General features: G+C 72.2%; 10 protein-coding genes and 1 pseudogene. 8 read left to right on the top strand and 3 right to left on the bottom strand.

Annotated elements, in window-relative coordinates; all coding sequences use genetic code 11:
* Positions 1-1,019: AMP-binding protein (locus GTW43_RS10705; RefSeq protein ID WP_161301415.1), on the top strand; the 1,019-nt coding region annotated here is incomplete at its 5' end.
* Positions 1,020-1,041: 22 nt separating this feature from the next.
* Here GTW43_RS10705 and GTW43_RS10710 read toward each other — a convergent pair.
* Entirely contained in the window at positions 1,042-1,851 is an 810-nt protein-coding gene (locus GTW43_RS10710) for a polysaccharide deacetylase family protein (RefSeq protein WP_161301425.1), read from the bottom strand.
* 402 nt (positions 1,852-2,253) lie between these two features.
* Between GTW43_RS10710 and GTW43_RS10715 the strand changes: the two genes are divergently transcribed.
* The 5 genes and pseudogenes from GTW43_RS10715 to GTW43_RS10735 form a co-directional block, all read left to right on the top strand.
* Positions 2,254-3,759, top strand: a complete 1,506-nt coding sequence (locus GTW43_RS10715) for a hypothetical protein (RefSeq protein WP_202501298.1) — start codon at positions 2,254-2,256, stop codon at positions 3,757-3,759.
* Positions 3,760-3,993: 234 nt separating this feature from the next.
* On the top strand, positions 3,994-4,458 hold the full coding sequence (gene crcB / locus GTW43_RS10720) for a fluoride efflux transporter CrcB (protein WP_161301417.1): 465 nt from the start codon (positions 3,994-3,996) through the stop codon (positions 4,456-4,458).
* Entirely contained in the window at positions 4,455-4,850 is a 396-nt protein-coding gene (locus tag GTW43_RS10725; RefSeq protein WP_161301418.1) for a DUF190 domain-containing protein, read from the top strand. Before crcB (GTW43_RS10720) ends, GTW43_RS10725 begins: the two co-directional genes overlap by 4 nt.
* Positions 4,847-5,221: a fluoride efflux transporter CrcB gene (crcB, locus tag GTW43_RS10730; RefSeq protein ID WP_161301419.1), complete on the top strand. Its 375-nt coding sequence runs from the start codon at positions 4,847-4,849 to the stop codon at positions 5,219-5,221. Before GTW43_RS10725 ends, crcB (GTW43_RS10730) begins: the two co-directional genes overlap by 4 nt.
* Before the next feature lie 350 nt (positions 5,222-5,571).
* Positions 5,572-6,957, top strand: a pseudogene (locus GTW43_RS10735) (alpha-amylase family protein); the annotation flags it as partial.
* A 63-nt stretch (positions 6,958-7,020) separates the two neighbouring features.
* Here the strand turns inward: GTW43_RS10735 and GTW43_RS10740 are convergent.
* Complete coding sequence (locus tag GTW43_RS10740; protein ID WP_161301421.1) at positions 7,021-7,863, bottom strand: PIG-L family deacetylase; 843 nt, start codon at positions 7,861-7,863, stop codon at positions 7,021-7,023.
* Positions 7,864-8,221: 358 nt separating this feature from the next.
* On the opposite strand from GTW43_RS10740, the gene GTW43_RS10745 reads away from it, so the two are divergent.
* Entirely contained in the window at positions 8,222-8,908 is a 687-nt protein-coding gene (locus GTW43_RS10745) for a ScbR family autoregulator-binding transcription factor (RefSeq protein WP_161301422.1), read from the top strand.
* A 215-nt stretch (positions 8,909-9,123) separates the two neighbouring features.
* Positions 9,124-9,711, top strand: coding sequence for a TetR/AcrR family transcriptional regulator (locus GTW43_RS10750; protein ID WP_161301423.1), 588 nt, complete (start codon positions 9,124-9,126; stop codon positions 9,709-9,711).
* Between the two features lie 317 nt (positions 9,712-10,028).
* Here GTW43_RS10750 and GTW43_RS10755 read toward each other — a convergent pair whose 3' ends face one another.
* Positions 10,029-10,874 (bottom strand): helix-turn-helix transcriptional regulator, encoded by an 846-nt coding sequence (locus GTW43_RS10755; RefSeq protein ID WP_237536522.1) that lies wholly within the window; start codon positions 10,872-10,874, stop codon positions 10,029-10,031.
* Positions 10,875-11,101 lie beyond the last annotated feature (227 nt).

Consider the following 11,101-nt stretch of genomic DNA (forward strand, 5'->3'; position numbering starts at 1 on the left):
AGGTGCGTCCCCGGCAGTTCTTCGGCGTCCCGCGGATCTGGGAGAAGTTCGCCGCGGCCCTGCGCACCGGCCTCGCCCGGCTGCCGGAGGACCGCCGCGCGGCCGTCGAGGAGGCGGCCGCCGTGGCCCGCGCGCACGTGGCGCACCGCGAGCGCGGCGAGCGTCCCCCCGCGGCCCTGGACGAGTCCTACGCCCGGGCCCGCGACGAGGTGCTCCGCCCGCTGCTCGCCCTGGCCGGTCTCGACCGAGTGACCTGGGCGGCCAGCGCCTCCGCGCCGATGCCGCAGGACGTCGTACGGTTCTGGGCCGGTCTCGGCATCGTGGTCATGGACGCCTGGGGGCTCACCGAGACGACCGGTGTGGCCACGACCAACAGCCCGCGCACCGGCTTCCGCCTCGGTTCGGTGGGCCGGCCCGTCGCGTCCGTCGAGGTGCGCACCGCGGCCGACGGCGAGATCGAGGTGCGCGGGGCGTCGGTCTTCTCCGGCTACCTCCGGGCGGACGGGACGGTGCGGTCGGCGCTCGACGCGGACGGCTGGCTGGCGACCGGGGACATCGGGCGGCTCGACGACGACGGCTACCTCTGGCTCACCGACCGCAAGAAGGAGATGATCATCACCTCGACCGGCAAGAACGTCTCCCCGGCGCTCGTCGAGAACACCCTGAAGGAACACCCGCTGATCGGCCAGGCCCTGGTGCACGGCGACCGGCGCTCCTACCTCGTCGCGCTCCTCGTCCTCGACGCCGAGGCGGCGCCGGTCTGGGCCGCCGAGCGGGGCCTCGGCCCCGCGGACGACCTGACCGCACTGGCCGCGCACCCCGACGTCCTCGCCGAGGTCGACCGCGCGGTCGCGGCCGCCAACGCCCGGCTCAACCGCACCGAACAGGTCAAGCGGTACCGGCTCCTCGGCCGCGAATGGGGCCCGGCCACCGGTGAGTTGACGCCGTCCCTGAAACTGCGCCGCCGGGTCGTCCACACGCTGTACGCGGACGAGCTCGCCGCGCTCTACGCAGGCTGAGCGCCGGGCCGCGGGCGGCCGGTCAGGGCTTGTAGACCGTGCCCGGTTCGGCGCGGCCCGGGGCGAGCAGCTGCGGCACGGTCACGAACACGTAGCCGCGCTCCTTGAGCGTGTCGATGATGCCGGGGACGGCCGGGACGGTGCCGCGGTAGATGTCGTGCAGCAGGATGATGCTGTCCCGCCGCGTCTGGTCCACGGCCCGCTTCCGGATCAGCGCGGAGTCGGTGGTCTCGTAGTCCTTGCAGGTCACGTCCCACAGGATCTGGGCGAGTCCCTCCTCCTTCGCGAGGGCGCTCACGTGGTCGTCCGTGCGGCCCTGCGGCGGGCGCATCAGCGTGGGACGCCTCCCCGTGAGCCGTTCGACCGCGTCGTCGGTGCGCCGGAACTCGTCGCGGATCTCGTCGTCGCCGATGTCCGTGAGGATCTTGTGGTCCCAGGTGTGGCTGGCGAGCTCGTGTCCCTCGCGCGCCATGCGGCGCACCAGGTCGGGGTGCTCGGCGATGTGGTTCTTCCCGAGCAGGAAGAAGGTCGCCGGGACCTTGCGGTCCTTCAGGATGTCGAGCAGGCGCGGGCTGTTCTCGCTGGGGCCGGCGTCGAAGGTGAGCGCGACGCACTTGGCGCGGCGGCAGTCGACCGTGCCGAAGCCCCCGGGCGTGCCCGCCGTGCCGACGGCCTTCGCGTCCACGTGCCGCTCCGCGCCCGTGACCGGTGCCTTGCGGGCGGCGCTCGGCTTCGTCGTGTCGTACTGCGTGCAGCCGGTCAGCGCGAGGGCCAGGGTGCCGGCGGTCAGCGCCAGGGCGACCGCGCGGAACCCTCTCCGTATTTTCATCATCTTCTCAGGTGCGGCAGACATGCCCGCACTATACATACTGTGTATACGCGGAGTGTATAGCTGCTTGGCCTGCACTTTTCTTGGATGGGCGGCGCACGGTCGGCCGGGTGGTCGCCGCCTTCACAAGGGGAGGGCGCCGCGCCGATTGACAGCCGTCGAAACAGCCCGGATCGTGACAACCGGGATGGAGCGCCTGACGGTTGGGGGACCGCGATGGGGTGGCCGGGGGACACGTCCGACGGACCGCAGGACGCAGCGCCGGACGGCGCGCGGACGCCGCGAGGCGAGGGCTCCGGCCCGGCGCCCGCGTATCCGCCGGTGCCGCCCGCGCCTCCGCCTCTGCCTCCCGCGCCGCCGGGCGCCCCGGCTCCGGGGGTGCCGCCTGTCCCCGGGGTGCCGCCCGTGCCGCCGCCGGGACCCGCCGACCCCGTGCGCGCCCTGGCCGCGGCGCTGCTCAACCTCTGCGGCCTGGGCCTCGGTTACGCCCTCCTGCGCCGGTGGCTGCCCGCCCTCGGCTGCGTCGCCGCGACCGTCGCGCTCCTCCTCGTCGCGCTGCCCGCCGACCCGGACGGAGTCCCGGCCTGGGCGTTGGCCGGCTACGGCGTCCTCCTCCTGCTCGCCGCCCTCGACGGGGCACGCCGCGGCCTGCGGGCCGGGCCCGCGGCCCTGCCCCTGCGGCCCGTGCTCGCCGCCGCCCTCGGGCTCGCGCTCCTGGTCGTGCCCGCGGGCGGCGCCTACGCGTACGACGGACTGCGCGACGACGCCGTCGAGGACATGCTGCTCGACCGGCTCGCCGCGGCCGACGCCCTCGTCGAACGGGCCGCCCGTGAGGACTTCGGCCGCGCCGAGCCCACCTACCGCTCCGCGCTCGCCCGCTACCGCGCCCTCACCGAGGACCACCCAGGCTCCCGCGCCGCCCACCGCGTCCACGACAGCCTCGGCGCCTACTACCGGGCCGTGGCCGCGCCCTACCGCGGCAAGGACCGGTGCGCCGCCGTCGCCCCGCTCGAACACCTGCGGACCGTGCCGGACACCATCGACCGCTCCGTCCTCGGCGCGCTCGCGGCCTGGCCCGACACCCGGCTCGCCACCGCGCTCCTCGACTGCGGCACCGGCAAGCTCGGCACCGCCGAGAGCGACGGCAAGGGCGGCGAGCTCGGTGAACTCCTGCGCACCTTCCCGCAGTCGGCGCAGGCCGACCGGGTCGAGCCCGCCCTGCGGGCCGCCGTCACCCGCCGCACGGACGGGCTCGACAGCGGCGCACCCTGCACGGTCACCGGGGAACTGCGCCGCATCGGCGACACCGCGAAGGCCCTGCCGGACCCCGTGCCCGGCCGTCTGCGCGCCCCCGTGGCGGCGGCGGTGCGCGACGGTACGTACGCGTGCGGCATGGACGAGTTCGGCGACGGGAAGTTCGGGGCCGCGCGCAGGACGCTCGCGGGCTTCGCCACGGCCTACCGCGACGACGCCCGCCGCGACCGGGCCCGGCAGGTCGCCACGGCGGCCGAGATCGCCGAGGTGCGCCCCGCCGCGGGCGACCGCCTACCGCGCGCGCACGCCCCCGGCGGCGCCCGCATGGAGCTCGTCGTCAGCAACGACGGACCCGACCCCGTTGAGATCCTCTACACCGGACCCGTCACCGGCCGGCTCACCGTCGGCGGCTGCGGATCCTGCTCGACGTACCCGAGCGAGGCCGCGGGCCGCAGCAAGGCCTGCAAGGCGAGCGGGCGCACCTACCCGAAACGGACGCTGCGGCTCCCGGCCGGCACGTACCACTTCCTGCACAGGCCGGGCGGCTCCGGACCCGCCGCCCGCAGCCGGGCGGCCGGCGGCAGCATCCAGCCCGGCTACACCTACACGCAGTGCAGCTACGTCGTGCGCGCGCCAGGACTCGGCGCCGACCTCTGAGCCCCGCGCGCGGCAGCGCGCGCGAGCCCCCTGCCGCCCGGGGTAGGCTTTCCGGGCGGCGACCGCGCCGGCCCCCTGGCCGGAGCGCACCGCACGGCGGTGGGGCCCGCCGTACCCAACCGCGGCACGACGCCGCCAACGGTCCCTACTTGCGACCACGCACGCCTGCGCCCGGACCCGGGTGCGGGCGTCCGGCGAGTAGGAGACAGCACTGTGGAAGAGGCCCGCGCATCCATGACCGAGGAACCGGTCGATCCCGACACCGGACCGCTCCCCGACGCCCCGCGGCCCGCCGTCCTGCGCGGCCAGGGACCGGTGATCGCGGTCGTCGCGGCCGGTGGCGCGCTCGGCGCCGTCGCCCGCTACGGCGCGGCACAGATCTGGCCGACCGCCTCCGGCACCTTCCCGTGGACCACCCTGGTCGTCAACGTGACCGGCTGCGCCGTCATCGGGGTCTTCATGGCCGTCCTGACCGACCTGTGGGCGGCCCACCGCCTCGTGCGGCCGTTCTTCGGCACCGGTGTCCTCGGCGGCTTCACCACCTTCTCCACCTACGCCGTCGACATCCGTCAGCTGACCGACGCCGGAGCCGCCCGCACGGCGCTCGGCTATCTGGCGCTCACCGCCGTCGCCGCGCTCGCCGCGGTCTGGACGGCCTCGCATCTCACCCGCCGCGTCATCGAACGGAGCACGCGATGACCACCCCGCCCGCACCGCCCGCCGGATCCGGCGGCGGCCACCGGCCACTGGTCGGCCCCGCCCTGCGCGTCACCATCTTCATCGGCGAGAACGACACCTGGCACCACAAGCCCCTCTACGCCGAGATCGTCCGCCGCGCCCACCACGCCGGCCTCGCCGGAGCCTCGGTGTTCCGCGGCATCGAGGGCTTCGGCGCCGGTTCGATCGTCCACACCCACCGGCTGCTCTCCCTCAGCGAGGACCTGCCCGTCGCGATCTTCATCGTCGACACCGAGGAGCGCGTCCGGGCCTTCCTGCCCCAGATCGACGAGCTGGTCACCGAGGGCCTCGTCATCCTCGACGACTGCCAGGTGCACCGCTACGTGGGCCGGGGCCAGGAGGCCGGGGCGTGAACTGGCTCCTCGTGATCGCCGGTGCCGCGGTCGGCGCCCCGCTGCGCTACCTGAGCGACCGCACCGTGCAGTCCCGCCACGACTCCGTCTTCCCCTGGGGCACCTTCGCCGTCAATGTCTGCGGCTCGCTCGTCCTCGGCCTGGTCACCGGCGCGGTCGCCGCGGGGGCCGCCTCCTCCCAGCTCCAGCTCCTGCTGGGCACGGGCCTGTGCGGCGCGCTCACCACGTACTCCACGTTCTCCTACGAGACCCTCCGCCTCGCCGAGACGGGCGCCCGCTTCTACGCGGTGACCAACGTCCTCGGCACCCTCGCGGCGGGCCTGGGCGCAGCCTTCACGGGCGCGGCCGTCGCACAGGCGCTCTGGGGCTAGCGAGGGCCTGGGCTCGAGGGGCCTCGGGCTCTGCCCCGGTGTGCGCCCATGTGCCCCAGTGCCGCCGGTCCGTCGCCGGGCGCGTGGGACCCGGCGCGGCCGGGCCCTCGGCGGCGGACCGGAAGCGTGGTGGAACATAACACCGTTGAAAGTTTTGCGTAAGGCCTTGCAGGAGTGATTCGCCGCTTTCCGGGGCCTGTTGTGAAGGCTGTGCGCGGAGGGTTGACCGCGGGTGCGGGCCCTCGTACGGTCACCACCGCAACAGCTTGCAGCAAGAACCTGCAATCGGATCGACCACCCCCCAACAGCCTCACGGGCATGGCGCGTTGCCCTTCGGATCAGGAGGAACCATGGCCAGAAAGTCCGTGGCCGCCGCACTCGCCGTCCTGGCGGGAGCCGCTGCTGCCGTCACGGTCCCCGCCCCGGCCCAGGCGTCGGCACCCGGCGACAAGGACGTCACCGCGGTGCTGTTCGAATGGAACTTCGCGTCGGTCGCCAAGGAGTGCACCGGCTCCCTCGGCCCCGCCGGATACGGCTACGTCCAGGTCTCGCCGCCCCAGGAGCACATCCAGGGCTCCCAGTGGTGGACCTCGTACCAGCCCGTCAGCTACAAGATCGCCGGCCGCCTCGGCGACCGCGCCGCGTTCAAGAGCATGGTCGACACCTGCCACGCCGCGGGCGTGAAGGTCGTCGCCGACACCGTCATCAACCACATGTCGGCCGGTTCCGGCACGGGCACCGGCGGCTCCTCGTACACGAAGTACGACTACCCGGGCGTGTACTCGGCCGCCGACATGGACAACTGCACGGCCACGATCAGCAACTACCAGGACCGCACCAACGTCCAGGAGTGCGAACTCGTGGGCCTCGCCGACCTCGACACCGGCGAGGAGTACGTCCGCGGGCGGATCGCCGGATACATGAACGACCTGCTCTCCCTCGGCGTCGACGGCTTCCGGATCGACGGGGCCAAGCACATGGCCGCGGCCGACCTCGCGAACATCAAGTCCCGGCTCACGCAGCCGGACGCGTACTGGAAGCAGGAGGCCATCTACGGAGCCGGCGAGGCGGTCTCGCCCAGCGAGTACCTCGGCAACGGCGATGTCCAGGAGTTCCGCTACGCCCGCGACCTCAAGCGCGTCTTCAACGACGAGAACCTCGCTTCCCTGAAGAACTTCGGCGAGGGCTGGGGCTACATGGCCTCGGACGGGTCCGCCGTCTTCGTCGACAACCACGACACCGAGCGCGGCGGCGACACCCTCACCTACAAGGACGGCGCCTCCTACACCCTGGCCCACGTCTTCATGCTCGCCTGGCCGTACGGCTCGCCGGACGTCCACTCCGGCTACGAGTGGACCGACAAGGACGCGGGACCGCCCGACGGCGGTGCGGTGAGCTCCTGCTACACCGACGGGTGGAAGTGCCAGCACGCCTGGCCGGAGATCTCCTCCATGGTCGGCTTCCGCAACGCCGCGCGCGGCGAGTCCGTCACCGACTGGTGGGACAACGGCGGCGACCAGATCGCCTTCGGGCGCGGCGCCAAGGCGTACGTCGCCCTCAACCACGAGTCCGGCGAGCTGACCCGCACCTTCCAGACGTCGCTGCCCGCCGGCGACTACTGCGACGTGCAGAGCGGCAGGAACGTCACGGTGGACGGCTCGGGCCGGTTCACCGCGACGCTCGGCGCGAACACCGCGCTCGCCCTGCACGTCGGCGCCCGCACCTGCTCCGGGACGGGCTGACCGCACCCCGCTGCCGCGGGCTGTCCCCGCGTCCCCGGGGACGGCCCGCCGCAGGGCTCAGCGCAGGCCGGCGAAGAGGTCGTTCTCGGGGACGGGGGCGTCGGTGGTGTCTCGGACGCGGACGAACGTCTCCATGCCCATGAGCTCGGCGAACCGGTCCTTGCCCATCCGCAGGAAGAAGATGTTGTCGCCCTGACTGGCATGGGCGGCCAGGGCGTCGAACTTCTGCCCGGCGAACGCGGTCGTGTCCACCCACGTGGTGATCTCGTCGTCGGGCAGCCCGATCTCGGCCATCGCCTCGGCCTCGGCGGGGTCCGGCTCGGGCATGTCCTCGTTGAACTCCCGCATGATCTCGCCGAACCGCTGCATCCCCGAGCGCGGCATCGTCGTCCAGTACGCCTTCGGACTCAGATCGTCCGCGACGAGGTCCAGCGCCGCCATCGTGATGCGGTGCGCCTGGATGTGGTCCGGGTGACCGTAGAAGCCGTTCTCGTCATAGGTGACGACCACGTCGGGCCGGTAGTGCCGCATGAGGTCCGCAAGGCGGGCGGCCCCGTCCGCGACGGGGGTCTGCCAGAAGGCGCCGGGCGCCTCGTTGCCCGGCCAGCCCATCATTCCGGAGTCGGCGTAGTCGAGCATCTCCAGATCGCTGATCTTCAGCGAGGCGCAGCTCGACTCCAGCTCCTGCCGGCGCATGAGCGCGACGGCCGCGGGATCGTGCCCGGGGTCCCCGGGCTTCACCCCGCCCGGCCCGTCACCGCACCCGCCGTCGGTACACGTCACGAGCACCGTGCGGATGCCTTCGGCGGCGTACCGGGCGAGGACGCCACCGGTACTGGTGGCCTCGTCGTCGGGGTGCGCGTGCACGGCCATGAGCGTCAAAGGGCGGTGATCAGCCATGGAACAGTCCTCCTGAGGGATAAGCGACACGGCGGACGCACCACGACCCGGCGCACGCCCACCGCTCCCATTGTCCCGAACGTTCCGCGGAAGCGAGCGCGGCACTCGCCCGGAGCCGGCCCCGAGCGGTGGACTGGCTTGCCATGGCGACGAGTTGGACGGTGTGATGCACCTTCGCGTTACAGAGTGCTCTCTTTGTTTCATGCCCAGATCCGACAAACCAGATTCGACGAAGAAGCGTATGCCCACGCACCAGTGAGGGAGTCATGCGGGCGAATCGGGCGAATGCTCGCAGTAGCTGTACCGCGACGCCCTGGCCCAGTAAGTTAGAGATTGTTCTCTTTACTTTGGAGGAGCGATGCGGCAGCCGAAGCAGCAGCGGGCTGTGGAGACGCGCGCGGGAATCCTGCGGGCTGCGGCGGAAGTCTTCATCGAGGCGGGGTACGCCGGAGCGGGGATCAACCGGATCCTCCAGCGGGCCGGAGCCACGGCCGGCTCCCTCTACTTCCACTTCGGGTCGAAGGAGGGGCTCGCGCGCGCTGTGATGAGCAGTCAGTCCGCGAGTGTCCTGCCGTTCCTCGCGTCCGAGGGGCTGCAGCGGCTGGTGGACATCACCCTGGTGTGGGCGCACCAGTTGCAGAACGACCTCATGTTGCGCGCGGGTGTGCGGTTGACCACCGAGGCGGGGATCCTGGGCCTGGGAGAAGCGGACAAGCCGTACACCGAATGGGCCGACGTGATGCGGGACTGCTTGCAGACCGCCAGTGATCTCGGAGAGCTGCAGGCGGGCGTGGATCCTTTGCAGCTGGCCGAGCATGTCGTTGCGACCTGCACCGGCATGCAGCTCTTCTCCGAGGCCGCCAGCACCGACCGCGCGGACCTGCCGCAGCGTGTGCGACGGATGTGGCAACTGCTGCTTCCGGGGATCGCCGTCCCGGCCACCGCGGTGCGCATCGATCTTGATCCGGGCCGGGGGGAGAGGCTGGCGGCGGCGGTCGGCCGGCCACCGGCTGAGGCGGCCGCGCCGTCCCCGGCGAAGCCCTAGCCATCCACGAGATCACCACGCAGACGTTCGGCGCGTGCGCTGAACGCCCCCTTCGTCGGGGCACCTCGTGGACCGACTCGACGAGATCGACGCCGAGTTGCTCCGTGTATCCCTGCGTGAACTCAATAATCAGAACGCTCGCTTTACTTTGACGGTGTGTCGTCGCTACCGTCATGGTCGGCGCATGGGTGGCCGTCGCCGGTCAGGGGAGAGTGATGGTGACTCAGGACAGGGCCGCGCGTACGCGCCAGGCTCTGATCGCGGCTGCGGCCGCCGACATCGACACCAACGGCTACGACGGTGCCACCCTCTCTGCCATCAGTTCGGCGGCGCGCGTCTCCATGGGCGCGCTGACCTTTCACTTCTCCAGTAAGCGCGCGCTGGCCGAGGCGGTCGTCGAGGAGGCGTGCGTGCTGACGCGTCAGCGCACCGCCGTGGCGGTGGCCGCCGGGTCGCCGCCGCTGCAGGTCGCGGTCGAACTGCTCCGCTGTCTGGCCGACCTGCTGGATGAGAGCGTGCTCGTGCGCGCGGCGGCGCTGCTGGCCAGGGAGCGTCCGCAGGCGGTGCCGGGCTGGCATCAGGCGTGGGTGCCCGCGCTGAGCGCGCTGCTGACGGAGGCGGCCGATCTGGGGCAGTTGCATCGTGAGGCGAGGCCCGACGCGGTGGCGGACCTGGCGGTGTATCTCCTGACCGCGGTCGAGGTGAACCGGTCCGCGCCGGCCGGGGAAGGGCGCGGTGCGGAAGGTGCCTTGGCGCGGCTGCTGCCGTTCGTGAAGCGGGCTGTCGCCTCCGGCGATGCCTGACGCCGCTCGGCCCGCCTCCGAAGGGGGAGGCGGACCGAGCGGCTTCTGTGCTAAAAACAAAGAGAGCGTTCTAAATATTTTTGATCGTCTCTGAGAAGGGTTTCACCATGGGGGCTCCAGCCGTGCCGGCGGAGAACGTCTACCGGGAGGCGCCGGCGAGGATCGGCGCCGAGGGTGGCGGCGGACGGTGACGTCGCCGCCGACGCCGAGCGGTTACTCGCCCTCGTGAAGGACATGCGGCGATGAGCGGGTTCCGGAGCGGCCGGGGGCGGCCGCTCCGGGCGGGACGGGCGGGACGGGCCGGACGGGGGTGCGGGTCAGCCGTCGCGGTCGGGATGCAGGAGTTCGGATCGGGCCAGCAGGTAGGCCAGATGCGCCCGGCTACGGCTGCCGATCGACTCCGACGCCTTCTTGATGTGGTGGGAGACGGTTCTGCTGCTGATGCCGAGCCGGCTGCCTATTCCCGCGTCCGTGTGGCCCTCGACCATGAGCTTCAGGACGGCTCTGCGGGTCTCGTCCGTCAGCAGCGGGGGGCGGTGGTCCTGTCCCACGGTGACGGGTTCCGCCCGCTGCCAGGCGTGGTCGAAGACCTTCACGAGGTAGTGGATGAGCGCCGGGTGCTCCACGGCGAGGGCGGTGGTCCGCTGGTCGTAGCGCGGGTCCGGGATGAAGGCGATCGACCGGTCGTAGACGATGACCCGGTCGATGATCTCGTCGAGCGTACGCACCTGGGCACCGGCGCTGGTGACCTGCTCGATGTAGGCGAGGGTCGGACCGTGGGCACGCACCGCGTGCTGGTACAGCGTGCGTTGCCGCACCCCGCGCTCGTTGAGGCGCAACGTGCGCGGCAGCGTCTTGCCCAGGGCCTCGGGGTCGCGGGTGCCGCCGGGGTGCGCCGTCAGCAGTTCCTCGCGGCATGCCTCGGACGCCCGCTCGAGCGCGGCGTAGATGACGTCGGCACCGTGCAGCAGACGCACGGGCGCGGCCGAGGTGCGCTGCTGCGTGCGGTACACGTCCTCCGCCGCCGACAGCGCGTCGAAGATGCCTGCCACGGTGTGCTGCTGGGTCAGGATGGCGCGCTCGAGAGGGCGGGTCAGGTCGTGCGAGGCGATGTCCGGCGGGATCGCCACCCAGCGGTCCTCGGTCTCGTCCTGGCGTCGCATCAGACCCAGCTCCGTCAGGCAGTCCGGGACGTCGTTGTCCGTGTGGCCCTCCGCGAGTGCGCGGCGGTAATAATCCAGCCCGCGCTCGCACAGGGGTACGACATTCGGTTGTGGGCTTATGTCCGGATCTCTGCACACTTTTCCCCCTTGCTGCTTTCTGCAATGCGCGATCCAGACCCTACCCGTCCCGGGAATCCGGCCTTTTCCGCGCCATGCTGTTTGAGGCA

The sequence above is a fragment of the Streptomyces sp. SID5785 genome (assembly GCF_009870065.1).
Classification (GTDB): domain Bacteria; phylum Actinomycetota; class Actinomycetes; order Streptomycetales; family Streptomycetaceae; genus Streptomyces.

What these genes read in the sequence shown, in the direction of transcription:
- GTW43_RS10710 (WP_161301425.1), bottom strand. Translation starts at nt 1,851, where the DNA reads ATGATGAAAATACGGAGAGGGTTCCGCGCGGTCGCCCTGGCGCTGACC.
- crcB (WP_161301417.1), top strand. Translation starts at nt 3,994, where the DNA reads ATGACCGAGGAACCGGTCGATCCCGACACCGGACCGCTCCCCGACGCC.
- GTW43_RS10725 (WP_161301418.1), top strand. Translation starts at nt 4,455, where the DNA reads ATGACCACCCCGCCCGCACCGCCCGCCGGATCCGGCGGCGGCCACCGG.
- GTW43_RS10740 (WP_161301421.1), bottom strand. Translation starts at nt 7,863, where the DNA reads ATGGCTGATCACCGCCCTTTGACGCTCATGGCCGTGCACGCGCACCCC.
- GTW43_RS10745 (WP_161301422.1), top strand. Translation starts at nt 8,222, where the DNA reads ATGCGGCAGCCGAAGCAGCAGCGGGCTGTGGAGACGCGCGCGGGAATC.
- GTW43_RS10750 (WP_161301423.1), top strand. Translation starts at nt 9,124, where the DNA reads ATGGTGACTCAGGACAGGGCCGCGCGTACGCGCCAGGCTCTGATCGCG.
- GTW43_RS10755 (WP_237536522.1), bottom strand. Translation starts at nt 10,874, where the DNA reads ATGCGACGCCAGGACGAGACCGAGGACCGCTGGGTGGCGATCCCGCCG.